This window comes from Rummeliibacillus sp. SL167 (genome assembly GCF_007896505.1).
GTDB lineage: Bacteria > Bacillota > Bacilli > Bacillales_A > Planococcaceae > Rummeliibacillus > Rummeliibacillus suwonensis.
Map to the genome: position 1 here is coordinate 314,931 of NZ_VCBM01000002.1, position 24,113 is coordinate 339,043.

Sequence of the window (24,113 nt, forward strand, 5' to 3'; positions counted from 1 at the left end):
GTGGTAATAAGATGAAGGGGCAGAAAAAATCGATCAATTATTTTGTAAATGAGTATATTGGCAAAACGATTGTAACCATTTGTGGGTTGCTCATTGTTGTTGCAACTATTTCAATTATTGCTTTTATTTGTGGTAAAGGTCTTCAATCATTCTTACATGGCAATATTTCACCGTGGGAGATGCTAACATCTACGGATTGGAGTCCAAATGATCCAAAGGATAAATCATATGGCGCATTGATTTTTATCGTTGGTTCTACTTTGGTATCGATTGGCGCTACATTAATCAGTACACCAATTGCACTTGGGATTGCTATATTCAATAATTATATTTCGCCGAAATTTGGCTCTACTTTTGTAAAACCTGTTCTTGAATTATTTTTAGGTATCCCCTCTGTTGTTTATGGGTTTTTGGGGGTTACAATTCTTGTTCCATTTTTACGGAATCAATTGGGTGGAGTAGGCTTTAGTTTACTAGCAGGGATTATCGTGCTAAGTGTTATGATTCTACCTACTATAGCAAGTATTTCGGATGACGCGGTTAAAGGAGTTCCATTTGAGTTTTTGGAAGGTTCTTATGGTTTGGGTTCTACTCGTTGGCAGGCGATTTATCGTATCATTATCCCAGCTGCCAAAAATGGTATTTTAACTGCTATCGTATTAGGGTTGGCCAGAGCATTTGGTGAGGCATTAGCTGTTCAAATGGTTATCGGTAATACTGTCAAATTACCAGATAGTTTGTATAGTCCAACTTCTACTTTAACAGGAATACTAACTATGGACATGTCTAATACCCTAAATGGTACAGCATGGAATGATGCTCTATGGAGTTTAGCAATGATCTTATTGATCATTTCCTTCTTATTTATTTTAATCATTCGAATGATTGGTAAAAGGGGTATGCAAAATGAACAATAAAAAAAACCATAACAATCAAGCTCGGATTGTCAACAATGTCTGGACAGCTATCTTTTATGCAATAGCTATTTTAGTCATTGCCTTGTTAGTATTTATAGCTGAAAAAATTATTACAATGGGATGGGGATTTTGGGATACTGATTTCCTTTTTGGAGCCCCTAGTAACACGATGGCAGGTGGTGGGATTGGACCACAATTATTCAATTCCTTTTATTTATTAGTTATTTCTCTAATCGTATCTTTCCCATTAGGATTGGGAGCTGGGATCTATCTATCTCAATATGCGAAAAAAGGAAGATTTTTAAACTTTGTACGACTTTGTATCGAAACAATGGCATCACTACCATCTATTGTTGTAGGACTGTTTGGTTTGCTAGTTTTTGTAACATTAGCAGATTGGGGGTATACATTAGTAGGTGGTGCGTTAGTGCTGACTATTTTAAATCTCCCAAACTTAACGAGAATTTGTGAAATGGCGATTAGTTCAGTTTCAGCAAGTGTAAAGGAAGCAAGTCTTGGGTTGGGCGCAACTAAGTGGCAAACCATCACAAAAGTATTGATTCCTACTGCTATTCAGGAAATTATTACCGGTGTTATTTTAACTGCTGGAAGGATTTTTGGAGAAGCAGCAGCACTTATTTACACAGCTGGTTTAACGACTCCTACACTAAATGCGGCAGCTCCTCTTGATAGCCCTGTTAATCCTTTTAATATATTTAGACCTGCTGAAACTCTTGCCGTGCATATTTGGAAGTTAAACTCTGAAGGTATTGTTCCAGATGCTCGTGAAATCGCGACAAAATCAGCAGCGATACTAATTATTATGGTATTTGTATTTAATATTGCAGCACGTTTAATTGCCAAATTATTGGATAAACGTTTTAAAGGCTCGGTAGGCGCAAAACCAAAAAAGGTAAAAAGTAAACTAATAAGCTAACTTGTTACAAACATAAAACGCACTTTATTAGACTACTATATCTCTAAATTTTAGAGGAAAGTAGTCTTTTTAGTAAGTGTTGTGGATAGCAGTTATCCCACTTTAACGGGCAGTAAGACCCCCACCTCAAGATGTAGAGAGAAACGAGAAAGATAAGTGGGGGATCAATTGCCCGTAAAAGTCCGATTGGTTTGGGTCAACAAGATGTTGGTTCCTCAGGTGTTGCCACAGGACGTGGCGCTTGTAACCTGAGTTCCTCTAGTTCAGTGGGGGATGAAGAAAACCCCCACTGATGGAAGCTTCACTTTATTGGAAAGCGGGCAAGTCTTTGTTGCAATCAACGAATTTCCCTTTCTATGGATTAAATTGGATAATCAGCACATCTATTTTTTATGTTTAATAATAAAATGATACCAGCTTAATATTCGTGTGGTTAAATATGTTAAATGAAATTATTTGAACGTTCTATGACAAAAAGAAATAAAGTCGACTAATAAAAGAGGGAATTGAATCTATGTTAAAAATACATAAATTTAGCTTTCGAATAATGTTGATGGCTCCCATTATTTTAATTATTATTTTATCTTCTAGCATTATTGCATTTGTAAGTTACGATAAAAACAAGAATGTTATCATTCATTCTACTGAGCAACAGATGCTTTCTTCAGCCGAAGTGATCAATCAAAAAATCACCATGTTAAAATCGACATCCACTGCAGAAGAATTTGATCATAAATTAGCCTATGCACTAACTCAAAATAGAAGCAGTTTTAAGTCAGCGTCCTTAACGCCTATGCAATTTAAAATAACAAAGGAAGGAAAGGCTGAGCCTTTTAACCAATTTAAGAGTGAGATACCAAAACTTTCTTCTAGCTTTGCCAAGAAACTTTATCAACAAAAAAATGGAATCATACATGATAACGGGGTGACTTATGCCCTTTCTTTTCAAGTAGAACTAGATCAATCTGTATATGTCATTGCATTAAACGACCAAGAGTATTTAAAGCCTGTATATAGCTATAGAAATTTAATGATAGGTATTACGCTTTTTACGGTGCTAATCGCAAGCATCATCGGATTTATGTTGATCAGTAAAGTGACCAAACCAGTTATTTCTTTAAAAAAATTAATGGATAAGATATCTCAAGGAGATTTGCAAGCAAGGATAAAGATAGGTCAATCTAGTAAGGAAATCTATGCATTATCCACTGGGTTTAACCAGATGGCAGATCGACTTCAATCTTTAATGACTCATGTAGAATCGAGTGCAAAACAGGTAACGCAAACTTCTGATAGATTAAAAATCACTTCTTCAGAATCTAGACAGGCTATAGAACAAGTCTCCATAGCAATTGAAGAAGTAGCGAGTGGAACAGAAGTACAAGTTGAATCTGCGACACAAGCTTCAGGAAAAGTTTCTCATATCTCAACTAAAATGACTCATACTGGTCAATCTATTCATAGCGTCGAAAATTCAATAAATAGCGCATTACAAATAGCAAATTCAGGAAACCAGTTAGTGAATAATACGGTCGAGCAAATATCCTTAGTCGAAAAAACGGTTGAAAATACAGCTGAGATGCTGGAGTCATTACAGCTAAAATCAAAGGATATCGATCAAATTTTGAATTTAATAAGTGAAATATCCAGTCAAACCAATCTTCTATCATTAAATGCGGCAATTGAAGCTGCACGTGCAGGTGAACAGGGAAAAGGTTTTGCTGTTGTTGCACAAGAGGTTCGAAAACTCTCTGATCAATCAGAACAAGCAGTTATGCAAATAAAAGAAATAACCGATAAGATAAGAGAAGAAACAGATGATGTCGCGCTATCGATGAATCAAGGATTAAAAGTATTAAAAGAAGGCATTATAATGGTCAATCAAACCGAAGAATCTTTTGAAAACATTGTAAAAGCCGTTCAAAACGTCACGAACGAAACCAATGACGTTTCGTCTATCGTAGATAATGTAAGTGTAGAAACAAAGAATATGGTCGACCGAATGAAGGAAATCTCTTCGATTTCAGGACAATTCGCTGGAACAATGCAACAGATTTCAGCTGTCACTGAAGAACAATTAGCATCTATGGATAATGTCACAAATGAGGCACTTGCATTAAATCATTTGGCGAAGGGTCTGGAAGATATCATCAATGATTTTAAAGTATAAATATTTGAGATGTGTAAATATATTGATGTATTGATGCCTAAATTATTCTATGTTTTAGTGTGAGAAAAGGCGACATACGAAAATCCCCCATACAGGAATGAATGTATGGGGAATGTGTCATTTTTTATGAATATGGATAGGTTCGTTCCGTTAAGATTTTATAAAACAACTTCTTCTTTTTGATCTACTACTTTCAATACTTCTTGTAATGCACTCAATTCATCAGTGTTTAAAGGAAGAATCGGTAAGCGGACGCCGCCGACAGAAACTCCTTTTAAATTTAATGCTGCTTTAACAGGTGATGGATTTGGCGCTGCGAATAATCCTCTGAAAATAGGAAGAAGTCTACGGTGTTCCTGTGCTGCTTCTTTCAATTTTCCATTTTTAAAATTGTTCACCATTGCTTGCATTTCATTTCCAATGATATGGGATGCTACTGAAATAACACCTGCACCACCGATTGATAATATTGGTAAAGTTAAACCATCATCACCACTATATAGTGAGAAATCTTCTGGTGTCTGTTCAATGATTTGTGCCATCGCATCCAAATTCCCACTTGCTTCTTTAATGGCAACGATGTTAGGGATTTGTGAAAGACGAACGACTGTATCCACAGCCATATTGATAACACTTCTTCCAGGGATATTGTATAAAACAATTGGAAGTGTAGTTGCTGCAGCAATTGTTTTAAAGTGTTGGTATAAGCCTTCTTGAGAAGGTTTGTTGTAATATGGAACAACAAGCATGATTGCGTCAACACCAGCATCTTCAGCTTGTTTTGTTAATTCGATTGAAGCTTTTGTATTATTTGAGCCCGTTCCAGCAATGATTGGTACTTTTCCATTGACTACTTTTACGACAAATTTAAATAATTCTACTTTTTCTTCTGCGGATAAGGTAGGAGATTCTCCAGTTGTACCAGCAACTACAATTCCATCCGTACCGTTTGAGATTAAATGATGAATTAAATTTTCTGTAGCGGGAAAGTCAATTTCCCCGTTTTGATCAAATGGCGTCACCATGGCGGTTAAAACTTGTCCAAAATTCATTACTTCTCCACATCCTTCATGATTTTTTTTATCAACATAATAGAGGGAGAAGGGCAATTAGTAAGATAACGCAAAAAAGCAACAACGAGGCTACGTTGTTGCAGTAGAAACAAAATCATTTCTGTGCGTAGATAGCCCTCCATATAGTTTTCTACTACATGACAGTTCTGTATTTATTCAACAACAGAACCAGCTTTGAGAAGAATGAGATTCTCTCCACTTCGGCAAATTCCCCTTTCCACAATCATCGACGGATCCCATTATCCTCCAATTGTATACTGATGGTCTTTGCTCCTCTATCCTTACTTCAAAGAAATATTGAAATAAGTAAATATTTAAATTAAAGATATCTTAGCACTCCTTTAGAGTTTTTGCAATACCTTCATTGAAAATTTTAGAAAGTTAGATATTTGTATTAGAATGAATGCTGATCTAACCATAAATAATACGGAACACTGATGAAAGCTTTTTTAAAAGAAAGGGATTAGTAAAACACAACGTGAATGGATGAAGATATCGAAGTAATTTATAATTTTATAAGCACTAGTGTTGCATAAAAATGTTAGAAAATTCAAACTTTTTATTTTCAGGGTTTTACGGCCAAAAAGTTAAAGCTTTATCAAAATTGGTCCATCAATTTGGCTATTATTTACAATTATGCTTATGCAACAACGACGATTTTTATTGTTTAAGGTACAGCTTTTTCTTTAATTTTCCGAAGCCAAATATGTGCTGGCTTCCATAATGCTGCCCTCAAATAACGGCTGATTTGTAGAATTTTCCGTTCACTCTTTGTATCCATTTGAGCTAACACATTCAAGCAGAAAACAATTAGTGCCATAAATACTTGGCTGTCAATCGCATTTTCGCTTTGACCATAGAACTTTTTGATATTCAGATGTTGTTTTATCCATTTAAAAAATAATTCGATGGCCCAATGAGATTTGTACATTTCTGATATTTCTTCTGGCTCTAAATCAAAACGATTGGTGACCAGATGAGTACATTTCCTTTGGTATCTAGCACTTTTACTAAACAAAAATAGTTTTCAGCTCTATTTTAAGTAGTACCCATCAATACCATTTGGTCAGACAACACATCCGAATCCTCGGGTATTTTAAAGTCGTACACTTGTCGAATAACGGCATTTTTCCTTAGCCTGGAAAGAAATAGGCCTCATCGGTCATGCGATCAAATCGCTCGTAATCTAAATAACCACGGTCAAAACATACATGCAATCCCGATCGTCTACCATGACTTCTAGCTCATTCCAATCATGAACTTTCGCGGAAGTAAGTATAGCCTTTTCTGGATAAGATTCACCTTTTTCCATAAAGACAAGGCGTAAATGGAGTTTCACGCCTGTCTTGGTTTTACGAAATTGAGCCCATTTATGATTTGTTAAATGAAGTGGCAATGTGCTGGAATCAATAATTTTTAAGGGCATAGTTCTTTTCGAATAGTGAGTTTTTGTATGAATCTGTCCCATGCAAAGTTCCTTTTTTAGTGGATTTGGACGGGTGATCACTTGCTAAATCCATTATAAAGGAATTTTTTATGGTTAGAATTAAATAATTGAAGATTATGAGTATTTTTAATCTTCAGTTAAATGCAATGAAATGTAAACTTTTATAATAATTGTTAAAATATATTTGAAATAAATGAAATTTATATATATAATATATTTGTTCCAAATAATTTAAAAAATAGGAGATGAGAACGCATGAAATTTAAAAGCAAATTGACAGCATCATTGGTAGCTTTAGGTGTTTTAGCAAGTTCAAGTTTTTTAACAGATGTATCGGCAGCAGAAACAACTTCAACATATTATGATAGATTTGGTGACTCGGTAGTAGAAACAACAACATATGATTCTAGCGGTAATCCAATATCCGTAAGTGTTGAAAAATGGAAAGTAACAGCTAAAGCACCATATTGGAGTGCAAAATCTGATATCAGTCGATCATATGAATTCCCCAATGTTACAGTTACTTTAAATGGAACAGGTACATCTGGTTCATATACCAGTAAATCTAAAAGTAAATATTATTCTATAGACAAAATAGGTGTTTCAACAACATTAACTAGTGGCGGTACTGTAATGGCTACTAAATCGAAAACTAATGAAGATTCAGGTTATGCTGCAGCAACTGCAAGAAAATCTAACGTTCTTCTCCCACCTGGTAAATACAAGGATACATCAAGTCATACGTTCGAGCATGCAGGGTACAATAGTTGGTATCCAAATACTGAAGCTACAGATAAATGGTCGTAAAATTTAAAGAAGCATATTGGGTAAAGCCTTTATGCTTCTTAGTATTTTTTGGAGGTGTAATTTGAGTAAAAGAGTACTGTTATTTTGTCTTCTAATTACAAGTTTGTTTTTTAATTTAGGATGCCAAACTAATGCATCAAGCCAAACTGAAGGAGAGGATACAGAATATTCAAATAAGGAACTTCCTATAGCGAATTCTGGCGAAGGTTTTAGTCTAGGATTTTTTGATAATAATCAAATAGTAAAAGAAAGAACATTTAAATTAAATAATAAAGAAAGCAACTTCAAAAAAAAGATAATATTAGGTAATAAAACATCAAAAGAACAAGAATTTATTCTTCTAATTTTTGATCATGCTAAACAAATGACATTCTCAGTAGACGGTAAATCGAAAAATTTTTATATCTTTAAAACAAAAAAAGATGCATATAAAGCAATGAATGTAGAGATAAAGGGGCTATCAGATGGTTTCCATTCAATTAGTTATTTAATATTAAGAAGTCCTAATAAGAAAATTACAAATTTGGAGCAATCACTAGCATATTCACAAGTATTTAGTGTTAGAGTAAATATTCTTAAGAACATTAATGAGATTCCAACCAAAAACAAATTAATAAGAACTAATAATGAAATTACCAATAATGGAGCTATTTCTGGAGTTTTTTTAGGTGAATATAACAACAAATATAAAGGAAAACTAATTCAAAAAAAATCTAGTTTTAAATATAACTTAGTTTATGGTAATCAATGGGACCGTGAAGTTGATTTTTATATAGTGTCTCTACTAAATTGGAGACAGATAAATGTTAGCAATAAAACACCATATATATATGATAAATTAAAATCAGGTCAAGAAGTTTCAGTACCAACAACAATGAGTAAAAAACAATTAAATAAGGATAAAAACATTATAGTTAGCCTATTTCTACCTACCCCTTTTAAAGATTTGACACCGGATTCTCCTTTTATTGATGCGAATATAGTATCTAGTAATCGAATCTATATTGAATAGTTATAATAAAGTACCTATAGTAATGGGAGTAAACCATTTAATTGAGGCTCTCAATAAAGCATAGTCTGTTGTTTTAAAGTATATAATAAAATAAAAAACCTGATTTTCTAATTCATGAAAATCAGGCTTTTTTAGTACATTGATAAACTGTTATGCAATGTTAAAACTTAATTATTAATAACTCAACTTTCGGACATAGAAAAACTCAATGAACCTTTGATGGAACTTGGCAGGGACTCAAACCATTGTAGTAATTGACCATTTAAAGTTTCCGTGCTTAAAGAAACAGCGCCTTTTGGCAGGGTTTCAAATAGTTCTAGTAACTGCTGTAAAGCCGTAAGCATATCCAAATCTTTCACCTCTTCGCACATCAAGAAAAAGAGGAATCCGATTGTTTTTGGATCTTGTTCATTTCTCCTGTTCCATTCAAGAAGGATATATCGTGTGAAAACTAGGGTTGTATGGCTAATCATAGAATCGTAGGATCTACCCTGAAATTCCTTTGTGAGCTTTAACATGGATTTCGTGCATTTGAAAAACGTTTCGATCCCTTATTATTTCTTAGAGAAAATTTTTGAACTGAAAAATATATGGGGAAGTAGGATAACAGATATAGAATAGAAATTTTGCATATCAGTCGTGTTGAGTAGGAGAAATAGGATGAATATTTGGTGTGATTCTAAAAAATTTTGCATTTTTGGTTCCATCTATATAGGGCTTGCTCAAGTCCTAGAAAATGCATGCTCAATTCCTGCGTACAGGTGTCAATTCCGATGGAGCAATTCAAATTCGTAAAGTATAAAAAGCTGTAATGAAAAATCAATACAGCTTTTTAATCTCTATAATAATTCATCTAAAAATGATTGGTGATTTATTTGATAAAATTGAATGCGTGGGACGACTTTTCCAGAAATTGAAACGGAAACTCGGGTATTTCTGTTATCCATGCGATACGTATATAAAGTACTAACGCCAGTAAGTCCGTTATAAGTAAAACATTCCTCATTATTTTTAAAACGATTGTTAAAGGACAGAGAGGTGGGATTTGTCTTAATGAATCCACTTCCTAGTTCCTTTAGATAAGCTTCCTTTAATGTCCATATCGTTAACAAATAATCAAGAGCAGCATGTCTATTTTGTATGGATCGAAATGAACTCCATTCATTTTCAGATAAAAAAATAATCTCTGAACCCTTTATCAATGGGAAAGGATTCAGATCTTCAATGTCTACTCCAATATTTCCATGGGTACTTATTCCTGTCAATATCCATTCTTTAGAATGAGAGATACTAATACCCCCAACCCAGTTGACAGCTTTGGGTTTGCCGTAACGATTTTTGATGATCGTTATATTTTTTTCAAAATTTGTTTTAAAACAATATTTTAATTGTGTGATAGCTAGCAAAGAGCGCAATTGATCTTCTTGGTGTTTGTAGGCAAAGACTGATTTTCGCTCATCTATTGTACATTGATTCAAAAGGGCAGAAAAGCTTTGCTCGGCAATTGGAATGTATCTTGTCAGAGCTAACACAACCATGTTTTGATGACCTTCCATTGTTCTAGAAAGCAAACTCTTTCCTTTTTAAAATTGGAAAATATCCGACATTTTCTCCATGTTGAACAAGCAGTGAAAGATAATTTTTCTTATCAAAGGAAATTCCGCTCGTATAATTTTGTGTTTGGGTGCAGTCCCAGCGGAATAACGAATCCTTTACACCCTCTCCCTCTAAGATACTTACGGCTAATTGAAGGTCTTCTTTACTTAAACCTTTTTCTGGTAAGAATAAATCGGAGAAGGATTTCTTATCGACCAAGTCTATTTCATAACCAAGCTCTTTCAGATAGTTCATAAACTGAACAAATGATATGGGTTTAGGATCAACGATATGAAATGTTCTTCTGATCGTTTCATGATTCATAGCTATCTCCACAATGGATCTACTAGCAAGATCTACTGGTGTAAGATCAATCAGAGAAGTGAATTTAGGCATTTTTTCTAGCGTCATGGCTGCTTTTAACATGCGATAGAATGCATTGGCATTGATATTCTTTTGGAATTTTCCGGTGACAGAGTGACCAGTTAGATTTCCCATTCGGCAAACCGTTGCTAATGCACCTTTTTCCATAGCATCATAAACTAGTTTTTCAGCTTCAAATTTGCTACTTGTATAAACATTTTCAAGAGCATGAGAAAAATTTGTAGGTTTAGTATTGATATACTCTTCCCATAAGTTTGAATGTGCTAAATCATCAGGAATACCAATTGTAGAAATATAAATAAATCGAATGCTCTTATTTTCTTCAATAAGCTTTAATAATGCTTCCGTTCCATTCACATTGGTATGATTAAAATGACTTTCATCCCCAAAATGTCTTACATCAGCAGCACAGTGAATCACCATGTCTAGGTGAACTATTAGTTCTTTTCTTGTTTTGGCGCCAAGTCCCAAAGCATTTTTTGAAAGATCCCCGATAATCGGATAAATGCGTGATAGCCAAGATTTTGGGTAATCATCGAAATAATAATTTAATGTTTCTTCTAATCTTGTTTTTGCTTCTTCTATACTTTTCGCTCTAGTTAAACAAAAAATTTGGGCCGCTGTATTTTTTAATAAATCATATAAAATATGGCTACCTAGGAAACCTGTAGCTCCTGTTAAAAGTATAGTATTGATCTTTGCTTTCATTTGTTGAGAACAGTCAACAAGAGGTTCTGTGTAAATTGGATGTTCGATGAGATTGCTTTTAACTAGCATCCCTTCATCGTTGGCATGTCTATCATGAATAGCTGTATCCGTCAAAATAAATTGAGCTATTTTTTCAATTGATCTGTATTGGTAGAAGTCTTGAATACTGATGTTAGGATAATTTGGTTTTAATTTCACTAAAACATTTAACACTTTCAAAGAATTTAATCCATTTGTGAACAAATCCTCTGTCGTATCGATTTTTTTTATCTCCAATTCATCACATATCGCCTGCGCCAGTATATGTTCTGTTTCATTTCTTGGCTCCATGATATTGGCAGATTGAAGTTGATCATAATCAAGGATTGCTAGAAGCTTTCTGTCTATCTTTCCAGTTGGAGCAATAGGCATTTCTTCTAGTTGGATAAAATAGCTTGGAATCATGTAATCTGGTAGTGTATTTTTTAGTTCTTGAAAGATTGTACTCTTATCTATTGTTGTGTTTGTTTTAGAAGTATAAAAGGCAAATAATTCTTTTTCCTGATTCTTTACTTGTTTTGGTATAACAGCAACTTCTTTTAAAAATGGAATCTTCAACATTTTATCTTCAATTTCACCAATTTCAACTCTATGTCCTCGAATCTTCACTTGATGATCGTTTCTTCCAACAAATTCTATATTGCCATCATCTAATAATCGAACGATATCTCCTGTTTTATAAAGTTTTGTATCTTTTTTAGTTGGATGGTCGATGAATGCTTGGGCTGTTTTTTCTGGTTTGTGAAGATAGCCGACTGATAACCCAGGCCCTTCTATTAAAAGTTCTCCAGATTCATTTGTTTTACACATTTCCCCCGATTCATTCACAATATATAGATGAAAATCTTGAATCGGTTTCCCTATTGGTACATTTGCCATATCTTCCGGCCATTTTCCTTCAATATCATAGAAGGATGCCATGACAGTTGTTTCAGTAGGTCCATAGAAATTGCTTATTTTGATGGAGTAACCAAATTTTTGTTGCCAAAGTCGGACCATCTCGCCAGTCAGAGCTTCACCCGCAAGTGCAATCACTTTTAGAGAAGATAGTTTTGGTAAATCTTCTTCTTTCAATAAAATCGTCATATTACGGAAATAAGCAGTCGGCAATATCATATTGGTGATCTGCTCGTCAGAAATTTCATCGATCAAACGAATAGGATCCTTTCTAGAATCCTCAGATAAAATATGTAAACGAACGCCATTTAAAAGGGCTTGGAAAATATCGATGATAGATGCATCAAAGCTAAAGGAAGCAAATTCAGAAATAACAGTAGCGTCGTTAAAACGATAATGTTCTCCTAGCCATTCTGCTAAGTTTAGAACACCTTTATGTTTAATCAGAGTTCCTTTTGGATTTCCTGTAGAGCCAGAAGTATAGATCACATAAGCTAGATCTGATTCATCTAGTTGAGAGCATTGGATATTTTGAGCGTTTGCTTCTATATGATCGACAGTATATACTTTTTTATCAAATCCGATATTTTTCAATTTTCCGTGATGAAGAGAATTTGTGATGACTAGTTTGCAGGATGTATCATCCATCATATATTGAATTCTTTCATCCGGGTATGCTGGGTCAATTGGTACATAGACAGCACCTGTTTTCATAATGCCTAATAGACTAATGATTCCCTCAATGCTTCTATTGAGGAATACGCCCACAAAGTCTCCCTTTTGAATACCTTGTGCAATGAGATGGTGAGCAATATTGTTTGACAGCTCATTCAAGTCATTATAGGTCAAAGATTTATCTTTCATAGAAATGGCTGATTTTTGTGGCGAATCGCCTACAATTTCGTAAAATTTGTCGATAATCGTCATATGTACTTTTTTATTATTTGAAATCATACTTTATCCCTCTTTTTATTCGTGAAATTTTTAAGTCCATTTTATTGTATATTAGAAAAAATATAAGACTATTTTATTATAAAAGAATACAAAATCACATGTAGTAATAGTATAATGGGTTTGCTGTTATTTTTAAAGAGTAAGGAGAAAAGTCATGAGAAAAAGTAAATCATTTGTTTTCAGAAATATTTCTATTTCAGTTGTCATTTCCATATTCATCGCTGTAGCCATTAGCCTTTCTAGCTACTTTGTTTTCTCAAGCATCTTAAAAGATGACATTACAAAAGAAGCAAAGAAAATTTCGACAACATGGGCTAAGGAATTGGATGTCGATATGATCCAAAAGGCAATGAAGGAAGATTCAGATTCAGAAGACCAACAAAAGTTAATGGGGTTTTTTGATAATATTTCAAAAACCAATAATAAAGTTGCACAAGCTTATGTTTTTAGCTCAGACATTGTTGATGGAAATAAGACACCTCTAGTCAGTGCTCCAACTGGATTGATCAAGGCTTTAAAAGAAAGTGATGTCAATATAGGGGATCCTTATCCACAACCAGATGTCATTGTTTCAGCTATTAAAAAAATGAAACAAGAAAAAGCAATGGTTTCAACGAAAATTTATAATGATTCTATTGGTACATGGATTACAGAACTATATCCGCTAAAAGATGAAAATGGTAAAATCTTTGCGTACTTTGGAGTGGATGTAAACGCAAGCTTATTCCATGAAAGTCAAGTGAAATTATTGCAAATGACACTATTTGTTTTCTTACCGGTCTTAATCTTAATCATCATTCTACAAGTGTTACATACCAAAAAATCGTTTAGACCACTGGAAGAGTTGGTAAGAGGATTAAACGAAGTGGGTAATGGGAACTTCGATATCAATTTAAAGGTAGAAAAGGACGATGAATTTGGACAGATCGTCAAGCTCTTTAACAAAGTCATTCATAATATAGAGCAGCTTATATCTAAAGTGAAAGAAACCTCAGCTCACATTAACAATGCAACTTCTGTTTTACATCAAGGGGCACAGCAAACTGAAGAAGATTCTATCCAAATTACTCGCGATATTGAGAATATGAACCAGGGAATGAATACCCAAAAGGAATCTATTTCTCATACGGTCATTGCAATAGATGGGGTGGCATCTTCCATCCAAATCATTGCTGGAAATTCTTCGGATGTTAGCAGTTCTTCTATAGAGATGAATGAAATAACAAAAGAAGGGTCCAAATCAATCAATAATCTAGCCGAACAAATGGAAACGATTAATACATCGTTTAAAAAGACATCAAATGCAATCGTTCAACTTAAGGATCGTTCACAATCGATTCAAGATTTCCTTACAATTATTAGTTCTATTGCTGATCAAACAAATCTTCTTGCTTTAAATGCTGCAATTGAAGCAGCACGAGCTGGTGAAGCTGGTAAAGGATTCTCAGTTGTAGCAGAAGAGGTCAAAAAATTAGCAGAAGAGTCAAGAGGCTCTACAGAAATGATCGCTAAAATTATTGAAGAAATTCAAACTGACACAGATACTGCGGCTAAATTGATCGAGCTTGGAAATAAGGACATTGTTCAAGGTGTAAGTATTGTTCAAGATACCGGAAAAATCTTCGATAAGATTCAAACCTACACAAACGAAGTGGCAAAAGATATTTCAGAAGTATCAGCATCTGCTCAAGAAATTTCTGCAAATGCAGAAGAAATCACGGCTACTTCTCAAGAATTAGAGAATATTTCTTTCACCAACAAAACGATTTCTGATTCTATTAGTGAAAAAATGCAGGCTCAAGAGGAAAACGTTAATAATATGTTCAACGCTTCTAATAAGTTATTTGAACTTTCCGGTGAATTAGAAAAATTAGTAGAAATTCTTAAAGTAAAATAATGTTCTAAATAATAGAAGAAAAAACTGCAATGATCATGCATCATTGCAGTTTTTATCATTACATAAGAAAAGCAATTGGGTTATAAAACTTTTGATTTACTTAGCATATTTTCATTTTTCTATCATAATTTATTGGATGGTGGAGTATAGTGTTATGATAAAGTAGAATTGCCTATAAATGATGGCTTATCATTTTCTTTGAGCAATATATTGTGTAATGTTTTTTTTTGCTTTATTATAAATAAGCTGTATTTGCTTTTTTTAGAGCAAATTTTAACATTTTGCATATGTTTAAGCCCACATAAACAGGCATAAGCTCCTTATTATAAGATTCAAGAAATACTGAAAAAATTAATTTCTCTCCAAAAACTTGATCATTCGGATTCGTAAAAGAAAATCTTTATCGATAAAATGGGGATGTTATAGTTTTTCAGTACCCTCAAGTAGAGGATAATAGAAGACCATTGCCTATAAAAGCCCAATTGATTCAATTAATATGCAGTATACAGTGGGGAATGAGGATCCCCGCTGTGTGAAGTTTCACTTTATTTTATTCAGTTCAGATGAAATATTTACTATTTTTAAAGATCCAATTGACATCTTATGATGATATAGATGATCAATCATGTAGAGGGGGGAATGGAATTATGGAGAACAAGAATACATATATTCCATCAAAATTTAACGCATTGTCTAAAACGGATGATGGTGGCGTTATTTTATATAATAGTTATACAGGCGCCATTGTTGACTTTTTACCAGAAGAAAAAGAAGAGGTAATGGCCTCTTTGAAAAGAACAGGTACTAGTGAATTAAATACTGAAGTAAAAAAAGCTTTGTTTGATAATGGTTTTTTAGTTCCGGGTCATGTGGACGAAAAGAAAAGAGCACAGTATTTGCACCAATCGATGCATCGTACAGATATGCTGCATCTAATTCTTATGACGACAGAACAATGTAATTTCCGTTGTACGTATTGTTACGAAACATTTGCTCGTGGAAAAATGACAGATGAAACAAAAAGTGGTGTAAAAGCATTAGTGAAAGAACGTGCTTCTACTTTAAATAATTTGCATATTAGCTGGTTTGGCGGTGAACCATTACTTGAATTGGGCATTATAGAAGAATTATCTAATACATTTATGCAAGAAGCAAAAGAAAACAAAATAGATTACTCTGCCGATATCGTAACAAATGGCTTCTTTTTAACAAAAGAAGTATTTGAAAAATTGCTATCATGGGAAGTGCGCCAATATATGGTAACAATCGATGGTGTTCAAGCAGTACATGATAGCCGTAGACATATGGCTGGTGGTCAAGGTACATTTGAGAGAATTGTTGAAAATCTAAAAGCTATTAGAGATGTAGATGGTCAATTTGATATGACTATCCGTGTCAACTTCGATGAAGACAATTTACGAGAAACAGGCGAATTGATCCAGTTCTTAAAAGACTATTTTGCTGATGACAAACGTTTTGGTCTATTCTTCCGTCCTGTTGGCAGATGGGGTGGAGAACATAATGATGAAATCCCTACTTGTACACATATCACAGCCAACAAAAAAATCTGGGAATTTACTGAAACAGCGATGGATGAAGGACTTAGCATGAGTAATATGATCACAGGTGCACTTATGCCAACAGCCTCTGTCTGCTATGCAGCAAAACCAAATGCGATGGTCATTGGCTCCGATGGGCAATTATATAAATGCACGACCGTATTAGATGAAGAAGTAAACCACGTGGGTCATATCCATGCAGATGGTACGATGGATCTTGACTATGATAAGATTGCTTCATGGGTAATGTCTGGAGAAGAAACCGATTCAGTCTGCCAATCTTGCTTCTATCGTCCAGTATGTCAAGGAAATCACTGTCCATGGTATCGAGTAGTATCTGGAGAAAGACCTTGTCCATCTGAAAAGAAAAATATTAAAAAAGTATTGAATCTTGTTTGGCGAAATAGCTTACAAAAAGAAACTGTCTAACTAGATTTCTATAGAAGAAGCTTCTCGACTAAATCCGATTAATGTTAAGATGAAATAGAAGGCTCTAGCTTTAAGTCAACAATTGGAAAGGGGGTGAGAGGAATGCGCGTTCTACGCCCTGCAACTTCTCCAGTATGCAAAGTGAAATCTGGAAGAATCATGAAATCAGTACCTGGTAACTTGAAATAGTTCTTGTCAACAAAGAAAAAACTCCTAGCAGTATATAACACTGTGTAGGAGTTTTTCTTTTAGTTTGATGTCTAAGACAAGGATCGCTCTAATCTTTCATCGCTTCATAAACAACGAGCTTTCCATCCTTTAAAGCCGTTCCACCGTGAAAGTGGGAATGAAGGGTTATTAGATTTTTTAATGTATTTATTTTTTCTTCAGTGATTAATTCCCCAGACATTATGAGTGGGATTCCGGGAGGGTATGGAATCACCATTTCCCCAGAGATTTTTCCAATGGCCTTATGTAAAGGTACTTGTTGTTTGATTGCCTGTTTCATATCAGAGTATGACATAGATAGTGATGTAATTTCTTCTAGAGCATTCCTCCAATTACAGTCGTTTATGGCTTCACCACTCTGGCCTTTTACAGCCTCTTTCATTTGATTGATCGTTTGCTTAAAAGGATAGTCTTCCTCTTTTTTTAATAGAGGCAATACAAATAGTACATTTTGAGAATCTGCTAATTCAGTATAGACACCTTTTGTTTCAAGTAATTTTTGTAACTCATAGCCACTAAGTCCGCATTTTGACTGGATCGTCAGTTTTAAAGGATCAAGCTCTGTGCCAACTGGAGGTTCTAATATTTCTATTTCAGGAATAGACGCTAATTGGGCTGTAAACTGAGCGATCTTTCTTATTAACGAATCTACATCCTGCTGAGAATATGAAGCTAAATAGGCTCTAGCTAGATCAAGTGAACCCATTATCGGATAGGAGGGGCTGCTCGATTGTAAGATATGCAAATATAATTCAACTTGTTTGATATCTATCAATGGACTATTGACATGTAAATAAGATCCCATTGTCATGGCTGGTAACGTTTTATGAGCAGAGTGCACAACTATATCTGCCCCAATAGCAAGTGAACTTTTGGGAAAGGGAGTTCCGATGATAAAGTGTGCGCCATGTGCTTCATCAACTAGAACAGGTATGTTTTTCTCATGAGCTAAAGCTATAATTGGGCTTATCTCTTCGGCAAGACCATAATAATTAGGATAAGTTAAAATAATTGCTTTCGTATTTGGATAGGCTATTAATGCTTCTTTCACAATTTTAAGATTTACCCCACTAGCTATCCCCCAGTTTTCGTCATATTGTGGAGCGATAAAAACGGGTTTGACATTGGCTAACATAAGCCCATGAAGAATCGATTGATGGCAGTTGCGCTGCACGAGGACGGTATCTCCTTCTTGACATGTGGCTAAAATCATTGTTAGATTTCCCACGGTCGATCCATTAACAAGAAAATAACTTTTTTTAGACTGATAGAAGTCTGTGAGAAGTTCTTGTGCTTCAAGTATAGAGCCTTCTGGTGCATGCAAGTCGTCTAGCCCTGTCAATTCTGTAGCATCAATGGATAATAAAGATTGATAGAAGGGTTTTCCTTTTTCCAAAAAAATCTTTCCATTTTTATGACCTGGAACATGATAGGAAACTTTTTCTTTTTGTTGAAAATGTACTAAAGCATCGAATAAAGGTGTTTGTGATTGATTCATCGGTATCTTCCTTTAGTTGTGTATTCATTTTTTTATCCCGTTTTAACGGGCAGTAAGATCCCACCAAGGATTAAAGAGAAACGAGACAGGTGGGGGATGAAGAAAGCCTCCACTGATGGAAGAAGCCTCACTTTATTTTATCAAACAAAAGACTGCGAAGAGAAAATAAAATGGAAAAAAGAGCAAATAAACCATTAGAAAGAGCGAATAAAATAGGGAAAGGGGCAAATAAATCATTAAAAAGAGCAAATAAAGTCTCGGAAAGAGCGAATAAATCTTGAGAGATGGATTAACTGGCAGTTAAAATCCCCACTGTATAAGACCTTGTATAATAACAGAATTGATTGATTTATCCCGCTTTAACGGGCAGTAAGACCCCCATCTCAAGATTTGGAGAGAAACGAGAAGATAGATGGGGGATGAACTGCCCGTAAAAGTCCGATTGGTTTGGGCCAACAAGATGTTGGTCCCTCAGGTGTTGCCACAGGACGTGGCGCTTTTAACCTGAGTTCTTCTATTTCAGTGGGGGATGAAGAAAACCCCCACTGGTGGAAGCTTCACTTTATCTAAGAAAGAGAGCTTACTAATGATAATGGAGGATGTGATGAAATTGAAAAAAGCTGTGTTTTTAGATCGAGATGGCGTTATAAATGAAGTTTTAACAGAACGAGTGAAATTTGTAAATTCTCCAGAGGATCTTTACTTCTTACCAGGTGTCCCGGAGGCTATCCAAAAATTAAATGCTCATTTTGATTATCTATTTGTTGTGACCAATCAGGGGGGAGTTGGTCTAGGGTTTATGTCAGAAAGGCAACTTATTCACATACATCAATATATGATAGATGAATTAAAGAAAAACGGAGCGACTATCGATGAAGTGGCTTATTGTCCTCATAAACCAAGGGCAGGTTGTGCATGCCGCAAACCAAATAGCAAACTCATTGAAGATCTTGCTCAAAAATATCATGTGGATTTGACAAAGTCCTATATGGTAGGAGATACCGATACAGACATTATTGCTGGTAAAAAGGCAGGTACGAAAAGCGTATTTTTAGGTGAAAATGATCTGCTTGCGGATGCTATATTTCCTGATTTATGGACTGCTGCTGATTGGATGATTGAGGATGCTGAAAAGAATAGCACGATTGAAGACATTTAAGAAAGTAATTATTGATGATTATATCAGCCATGTTTTGAAAATGATTGCTTAGATCAATTACTTCGCATAAAATGGATGTTCTTCATGAAAATTATTCTTAATAAACAGCTAGTTTTGCTTTTTTTAAAGCTAATATAAGATAGATTTTTTTCATCAAAATGGTGCTCAATCTAATCTTTTGACATAAAGTGTTTGGACGAATACGATAGAAGAAGTAAACAACTTCCAACTTAAAATTCTCTTAAGGAGCTGAGAAATGATGAATTTATTTGAAAGCTATACATTTTCAAATGGTATTTCTTTGAAAAATCGTGTTGTAATGGCACCGATGACGAATTATTCGAGTAATGCTGATGGTACAGTATCAGATTCAGAGGTAGCATACTATGCGCGTCGCTCAAAAGGTGTTGGTCTGGTTGTGACAGCTTGTACGCATGTTACAGAAAATGGAAAAGGATTTCCAGGTCAATTTGCCGGATTTTCAGATCAATTTATTCCAAGTTTGAAACGAGTAGCGGACGCTATACATGAAGGCGGAGCAAAAGCAGTATTACAAATTTATCATGGCGGCAGACGTTCTATTCCTGAAGAAGTACCGAATGGTGAAATCGTTAGTGCTAGCGATGTCGCATTTCCAGGCAATGCGACGCCACGCCCTTTAACAATAGAAGAAATTAAAGAAATTGTTAAAGCATATGGTGAAACAACTCGTCGTGCGATTGAAGCTGGGTATGACGGTGTTGAAATTCACGGTGCAAATACGTATTTACTTCAACAATTCTTCTCAGGTTATACAAATCGACGTACCGATGAATACGGTGGTTCACTCGAAAATCGTATGCGTTTTCCATTAGAAGTTGTCGATGAAGTAAAAAAAGCTGCAGAAAAATACGCTAAGGAACCATTTATCGTTGGATATCGATTTTCTCCAGAAGAGGAAGAAGAAACTGGGATTACAATGGATCAAACAGTAAAGCTTATTGATGCTCTTGCAGGTAAGGAGTTAACCTATTTACATGTATCACAAGGAGAATTCTTCACAAAACCTCATCGTTTTAGTGGAGATAAAAATAAAACACGTGTTGAAATCTTGTTGGATACGATTCATGGACGTACCCCGTTAATCGGTGTTGGCTCTATCTATTCATTAGAAGATGCTGAAAAAGCAAGTGAATCAGGAATCGATTTGCTCGCTCTAGGAAGAGAACTTTTAATCGAACCAGATTGGGTACAAAAAGCTGAAGCAGGAAATCACAATATCCCAACAAAAATAGATAAATCAAAACAAAAAGAACTGGTCATTCCAGACCCAATGTGGAAAATGCTACATAGACCTGGTTGGATTCCAGGAATGTAAAACGATAAAGTGAAACTTTCATCAGTGGGGTTTTTTCATCCATCATTGATGGAGAGGAACTCAGGTTAAAAGCGCCACGTCCTGCGGCAACACCTGAGGGACCAACATCTTGTTGGTCCGAACCAATCGGGTGCATGGGGCAGTTGATTTCTTCCCTAACTCCTTTACTTTTGCTGAATTTTGAGGTGGGAGTACTACTGCTCGTTAAGGCGGGATAAAAATTGCATATTCAAATAAAGAATTGGAAACAAAAAGATCATAGGTCCATCATCTATGATCTTTTTGTTTGGTTAATTTTTTAAGACGAAAAATTTCTTTTTATGGGCTCCAATGATCCTAGTCATCAAATAATGGGCACTTTCTTTGAGCGTATCAACTTTTGTATTCCTGTCAATACTAGCTACAAAGGAGGTGTTGTATGATGGCAAAGGATGTTCTTTGTGAAGTAAGCAATTGTACGTTTTGGAAAAATGGAAATCAATGTTCTGCTCATGAAATCTATGTAGTCAGCAATAAAGGGAATCAAGCCTCTACTACTGAAGAAACAGATTGTAAAACATTTGAACCAACAAAATAATTTTGCAATTATTATTAGGATAACCTTTTCGGGTTATCCTTTTATATCTATATTATTGATAATAATTATCATTTTCATACAAAAAATATTTTATAATTAATGATTTAATTGCTTTAGAAGTTGATTTACATGTTTAAATAGTATCCGATTTGACTTTAGAAAATAGCTTTCGATCCACGAGAAATGTTGCCCATCTATGGAAACTGCCCTTCGATCCACGAAAAAGTTGCCATCCACGGAAACTGCCCCTCCATCCACGGGAAATATTGTCCAATCCATGGGGAATAACCTTCCATCCACGATAATTGCCATCCAATCCACGGAAAAATAAATTGTATCCACGCTTAGAACAATTTAGTTCATACATACAAGGAATCTACTTCCATATTTATTCTGTATTACAACAATGACGAATATTGGCTAACTGTTTTAATTTACACCTTGACAGAATCCTTTATGAACATTAGAATAATAATCAATAAACATGTCTTAAGAAGTAATTGATTATATAGAATGCTTTAGCAAAGCGTTATATACGAATATGATGATTTGAAAAAGTATGTCCATATACTAATATTACAGCTATTTCAAGGTACTTCTATGCTATTGCTGGAAGACTGTTATAATAGGTAGGCTATTTAAATCCCAAACAATGGGCTAGTTAAAAGTAAACCGATGATTTCTAAATTCTAATGATGAAAGATCGTTAGAATGAGAGATTGTCGGTTTTTTTATTTGATTAGATTGAAAATAATGCTACTGAATCAATTTCATAACGTAGAATCCAGATAAAAAACGAACATTTTTCTTATATACATTCGATAGTCAGATTCCAAAATTATTAAAATAAATGTTCGGATTTTTCAAGGAGAAAATAACACTATTAAAAGAATTTTGATTTTACCTTTCATCAATTTCACAGGAGGAAGTTGAATGTTTAATTTATTAGGTTCCATTTCATGGTCGACAGTATTTTTTTTATTGTTAATGCTTTCCATATGCAGTGCTTTTATTATTTTAATCCCAAAAGTTCCTGTCAATTATGTCCATGTTCATATAGGTATCATTGCTTTATCGCCAATCGTTGCCTTCATGGCATTAGTTTTTAACAATGAGAATGTGATAATAGGGCCTTGGCATTTTGATTCTTTATCATGGCTATGGTCGACATTTGTTTTAACAATCGGACTCATTGTACAACGTTATTCAGTTCATTATTTACTGGGGGATCGATCTTATCGAAAATATTTTGCGCTTTTAACAGCTACAACAGTTGTAGATTCACTTGCCTGGCTAAGTGACGATCTGCGGTTGCTTTTGATCGGATGGGGTCTTACACTTCTAGGATTAACATTACTCATAGGATTAAGAAAAGAATGGAAGGTAGCTCGTCATGCTTCTAAAACTTCAGGGCGTTATTTTGTCATTAGTTGGGTGATCTTGCTGGTCGCAATTGTATGGATTGAACAAGTGACGGGACATTGGCAGTTATCTCAAGTCCTTCGTCAGGATAGTCTTTCACGGTTCAATGTATGGGAAAAAACGGGTATCAATCTATTGTTACTCGTATCGACGATTATTCCAGCAGCACAATGGCCTTTCCAACGCTGGTTGTTAGACTCGGTTGTAGCACCGACGCCTATATCTGCAATCATGCACGCGGGCATTGTCAATGCAGGTAGTATGATGCTGACACGCTTTGCACCTCTTTTCGATGGGACTTCAGTGCAAGTTGTGTTACTTGTATTGTCCAGTGTGTCCGTATTAGTCGGCACAGGAATCATGCTTGTACAAGTTGATTACAAACGCCAGCTTGTAGGTTCTACTATTGCGCAAATGGGTTTTATGTTGATCGAATGCGCTTTAGGAGCCTATTTAGCGGCTATTACACATGCAGTGTTACATGGTTTGTTTAAATCAACATTATTCTTACAAGCTGGTTCTGCTGCTGGGCAACATGAACCGGTCACATATAAGGTTCAGCCATCTTCATATGTATGGATGATGATTGGTGGAATTTTAGGGTTATTATTGGGCGTTGCCTTTTGGCTGACTTCTCCAACTGAAGGCTATCAATTAGTAAGCGCTTTAATATTAGGGTGGTCTGTAGTACTTGCTTGGATACAGCTTATTGCTTTTGGAACGGGTCATATTGGACGGATTACCGGGATTATTTTATTCATAGGAGCAGCCACTGTATTCCAAATGGTGCACATTACCTTTGAGCGGCTTTTGCAAAATGCGCTCCCAGTTGGAATCCAACAATCTATTTCAATGGGGATTCTACTCTTAGTCATCTTATTAGTGGCTAGCGTAATGGGAACATGGTTCATTCGTAAAAATTCAAAAATTTCATTGACCATTTATCTCTGGCTCATTCGATTAGGTGAACCAAAAAGAAATTTAGTAGAAAGTCATCCACAGTATCTAACACAATTACTATCTCGAGGAGGGAATGTACATTGAGC

General features: G+C 35.0%; 19 protein-coding genes, 1 pseudogene and 1 riboswitch. Of the genes and pseudogenes, 13 read left to right on the forward strand and 7 right to left on the reverse strand.

Annotation, left to right across the window (positions count from 1 at the left end; translation table 11 throughout):
- The first annotated feature begins 11 nt into the window (after positions 1–11).
- The 3 genes from pstC (at position 12) to FEZ13_RS12905 (ending at position 4,024) form a co-directional block, all read left to right on the forward strand.
- Positions 12–917, forward strand: coding sequence for a phosphate ABC transporter permease subunit PstC (gene pstC / locus FEZ13_RS12895; protein WP_146553034.1), 906 nt, complete (start codon positions 12–14; stop codon positions 915–917).
- Complete coding sequence (pstA, locus tag FEZ13_RS12900; RefSeq protein ID WP_146550086.1) at positions 907–1,854, forward strand: phosphate ABC transporter permease PstA; 948 nt, start codon at positions 907–909, stop codon at positions 1,852–1,854. The genes pstC and pstA overlap by 11 nt, the downstream gene beginning before the upstream one ends.
- 514 nt (positions 1,855–2,368) lie before the next feature.
- Positions 2,369–4,024 (forward strand): methyl-accepting chemotaxis protein, encoded by a 1,656-nt coding sequence (locus FEZ13_RS12905; RefSeq protein WP_146553035.1) that lies wholly within the window; start codon positions 2,369–2,371, stop codon positions 4,022–4,024.
- A gap of 158 nt (positions 4,025–4,182) precedes the next feature.
- Here the strand turns inward: FEZ13_RS12905 and dapA are convergent, their stop codons facing one another.
- Together dapA and FEZ13_RS12915 are read right to left on the reverse strand one after the other, a co-directional pair.
- Positions 4,183–5,076, reverse strand: a complete 894-nt coding sequence (gene dapA, locus FEZ13_RS12910; RefSeq protein ID WP_146550084.1) for a 4-hydroxy-tetrahydrodipicolinate synthase — start codon at positions 5,074–5,076, stop codon at positions 4,183–4,185.
- Positions 5,077–5,200: 124 nt separating this feature from the next.
- Positions 5,201–5,383: riboswitch (Lysine riboswitch) on the reverse strand.
- A gap of 381 nt (positions 5,384–5,764) precedes the next feature.
- A pseudogene (locus FEZ13_RS12915) lies at positions 5,765–6,565 on the reverse strand (IS4 family transposase); the annotation flags it as partial.
- Between the two features lie 234 nt (positions 6,566–6,799).
- Here FEZ13_RS12915 and FEZ13_RS12920 point away from each other — a divergent pair.
- Together FEZ13_RS12920 and FEZ13_RS12925 are read left to right on the forward strand one after the other, a co-directional pair.
- A complete protein-coding gene (locus FEZ13_RS12920; protein WP_146553036.1) occupies positions 6,800–7,351 on the forward strand; it encodes a hypothetical protein in 552 nt (183 codons plus the stop codon).
- 61 nt (positions 7,352–7,412) lie between these two features.
- Positions 7,413–8,363: a hypothetical protein gene (locus tag FEZ13_RS12925; protein ID WP_146553037.1), complete on the forward strand. Its 951-nt coding sequence runs from the start codon at positions 7,413–7,415 to the stop codon at positions 8,361–8,363.
- A 182-nt stretch (positions 8,364–8,545) separates the two neighbouring features.
- On the opposite strand, the gene FEZ13_RS19610 is transcribed toward FEZ13_RS12925, so the two are convergent.
- The 3 genes from FEZ13_RS19610 to FEZ13_RS12935 form a co-directional block, all read right to left on the reverse strand.
- Entirely contained in the window at positions 8,546–8,713 is a 168-nt protein-coding gene (locus FEZ13_RS19610; protein ID WP_186725907.1) for a hypothetical protein, read from the reverse strand.
- A gap of 489 nt (positions 8,714–9,202) precedes the next feature.
- Positions 9,203–9,919, reverse strand: coding sequence for a 4'-phosphopantetheinyl transferase family protein (locus FEZ13_RS12930; RefSeq protein ID WP_146553038.1), 717 nt, complete (start codon positions 9,917–9,919; stop codon positions 9,203–9,205).
- 4 nt (positions 9,920–9,923) lie between these two features.
- A complete protein-coding gene (locus FEZ13_RS12935; RefSeq protein ID WP_146553039.1) occupies positions 9,924–12,941 on the reverse strand; it encodes a non-ribosomal peptide synthetase in 3,018 nt (1,005 codons plus the stop codon).
- 154 nt (positions 12,942–13,095) lie between these two features.
- Here FEZ13_RS12935 and FEZ13_RS12940 point away from each other — a divergent pair, with 154 nt between their 5' ends.
- The gene (locus tag FEZ13_RS12940; protein WP_146553040.1) at positions 13,096–14,838 is read left to right on the forward strand and encodes a methyl-accepting chemotaxis protein; all 1,743 of its coding nucleotides are present in this window, start codon (positions 13,096–13,098) and stop codon (positions 14,836–14,838) included.
- A gap of 647 nt (positions 14,839–15,485) precedes the next feature.
- Entirely contained in the window at positions 15,486–16,826 is a 1,341-nt protein-coding gene (locus FEZ13_RS12945) for a radical SAM/SPASM domain-containing protein (protein WP_146553041.1), read from the forward strand.
- 277 nt (positions 16,827–17,103) lie between these two features.
- Here FEZ13_RS12945 and FEZ13_RS12950 read toward each other — a convergent pair whose 3' ends face one another.
- Positions 17,104–18,552 (reverse strand): aminotransferase class I/II-fold pyridoxal phosphate-dependent enzyme, encoded by a 1,449-nt coding sequence (locus tag FEZ13_RS12950; protein ID WP_146553042.1) that lies wholly within the window; start codon positions 18,550–18,552, stop codon positions 17,104–17,106.
- 447 nt (positions 18,553–18,999) lie between these two features.
- Between FEZ13_RS12950 and FEZ13_RS20145 the strand changes: the two genes are divergently transcribed.
- From FEZ13_RS20145 to FEZ13_RS12960, 3 genes are all read left to right on the forward strand, one after another.
- Positions 19,000–19,122: a hypothetical protein gene (locus tag FEZ13_RS20145; RefSeq protein WP_255473164.1), complete on the forward strand. Its 123-nt coding sequence runs from the start codon at positions 19,000–19,002 to the stop codon at positions 19,120–19,122.
- Between the two features lie 40 nt (positions 19,123–19,162).
- Positions 19,163–19,711: a D-glycero-alpha-D-manno-heptose-1,7-bisphosphate 7-phosphatase gene (locus FEZ13_RS12955; protein ID WP_146553108.1), complete on the forward strand. Its 549-nt coding sequence runs from the start codon at positions 19,163–19,165 to the stop codon at positions 19,709–19,711.
- A 256-nt stretch (positions 19,712–19,967) separates the two neighbouring features.
- Positions 19,968–21,068: an NADH-dependent flavin oxidoreductase gene (locus FEZ13_RS12960; RefSeq protein WP_146553043.1), complete on the forward strand. Its 1,101-nt coding sequence runs from the start codon at positions 19,968–19,970 to the stop codon at positions 21,066–21,068.
- Here the strand turns inward: FEZ13_RS12960 and FEZ13_RS12965 are convergent.
- Positions 21,010–21,204 (reverse strand): hypothetical protein, encoded by a 195-nt coding sequence (locus FEZ13_RS12965; RefSeq protein ID WP_146553044.1) that lies wholly within the window; start codon positions 21,202–21,204, stop codon positions 21,010–21,012. The genes FEZ13_RS12960 and FEZ13_RS12965 overlap by 59 nt on opposite strands.
- A 285-nt stretch (positions 21,205–21,489) precedes the next feature.
- Here FEZ13_RS12965 and FEZ13_RS12975 point away from each other — a divergent pair, with 285 nt between their 5' ends.
- The 3 genes from FEZ13_RS12975 (at position 21,490) to FEZ13_RS12980 (ending at position 24,111) form a co-directional block, all read left to right on the forward strand.
- Entirely contained in the window at positions 21,490–21,645 is a 156-nt protein-coding gene (locus tag FEZ13_RS12975; protein WP_146553045.1) for a DUF1540 domain-containing protein, read from the forward strand.
- Between the two features lie 196 nt (positions 21,646–21,841).
- The gene (locus FEZ13_RS20150) at positions 21,842–21,976 is read left to right on the forward strand and encodes a hypothetical protein (protein ID WP_255473166.1); all 135 of its coding nucleotides are present in this window, start codon (positions 21,842–21,844) and stop codon (positions 21,974–21,976) included.
- Between the two features lie 602 nt (positions 21,977–22,578).
- Complete coding sequence (locus tag FEZ13_RS12980; RefSeq protein ID WP_146553046.1) at positions 22,579–24,111, forward strand: NADH dehydrogenase subunit 5; 1,533 nt, start codon at positions 22,579–22,581, stop codon at positions 24,109–24,111.
- Positions 24,112–24,113 lie beyond the last annotated feature (2 nt).

Coding starts and splice junctions, on each gene's coding strand:
- FEZ13_RS12930 (WP_146553038.1), bottom strand. CDS start 9,919: ATGGAAGGTCATCAAAACATGGTTGTGTTAGCTCTGACAAGATACATT.
- FEZ13_RS12920 (WP_146553036.1), top strand. CDS start 6,800: ATGAAATTTAAAAGCAAATTGACAGCATCATTGGTAGCTTTAGGTGTT.
- FEZ13_RS12975 (WP_146553045.1), top strand. CDS start 21,490: ATGGCAAAGGATGTTCTTTGTGAAGTAAGCAATTGTACGTTTTGGAAA.
- FEZ13_RS12980 (WP_146553046.1), top strand. CDS start 22,579: ATGTTTAATTTATTAGGTTCCATTTCATGGTCGACAGTATTTTTTTTA.
- FEZ13_RS12940 (WP_146553040.1), top strand. CDS start 13,096: ATGAGAAAAAGTAAATCATTTGTTTTCAGAAATATTTCTATTTCAGTT.
- FEZ13_RS20150 (WP_255473166.1), top strand. CDS start 21,842: ATGGAAACTGCCCTTCGATCCACGAAAAAGTTGCCATCCACGGAAACT.
- dapA (WP_146550084.1), bottom strand. CDS start 5,076: ATGAATTTTGGACAAGTTTTAACCGCCATGGTGACGCCATTTGATCAA.
- FEZ13_RS12965 (WP_146553044.1), bottom strand. CDS start 21,204: ATGCACCCGATTGGTTCGGACCAACAAGATGTTGGTCCCTCAGGTGTT.
- FEZ13_RS12905 (WP_146553035.1), top strand. CDS start 2,369: ATGTTAAAAATACATAAATTTAGCTTTCGAATAATGTTGATGGCTCCC.
- FEZ13_RS12945 (WP_146553041.1), top strand. CDS start 15,486: ATGGAGAACAAGAATACATATATTCCATCAAAATTTAACGCATTGTCT.
- FEZ13_RS12935 (WP_146553039.1), bottom strand. CDS start 12,941: ATGATTTCAAATAATAAAAAAGTACATATGACGATTATCGACAAATTT.
- FEZ13_RS12950 (WP_146553042.1), bottom strand. CDS start 18,552: ATGAATCAATCACAAACACCTTTATTCGATGCTTTAGTACATTTTCAA.
- FEZ13_RS12960 (WP_146553043.1), top strand. CDS start 19,968: ATGATGAATTTATTTGAAAGCTATACATTTTCAAATGGTATTTCTTTG.
- pstA (WP_146550086.1), top strand. CDS start 907: ATGAACAATAAAAAAAACCATAACAATCAAGCTCGGATTGTCAACAAT.
- pstC (WP_146553034.1), top strand. CDS start 12: ATGAAGGGGCAGAAAAAATCGATCAATTATTTTGTAAATGAGTATATT.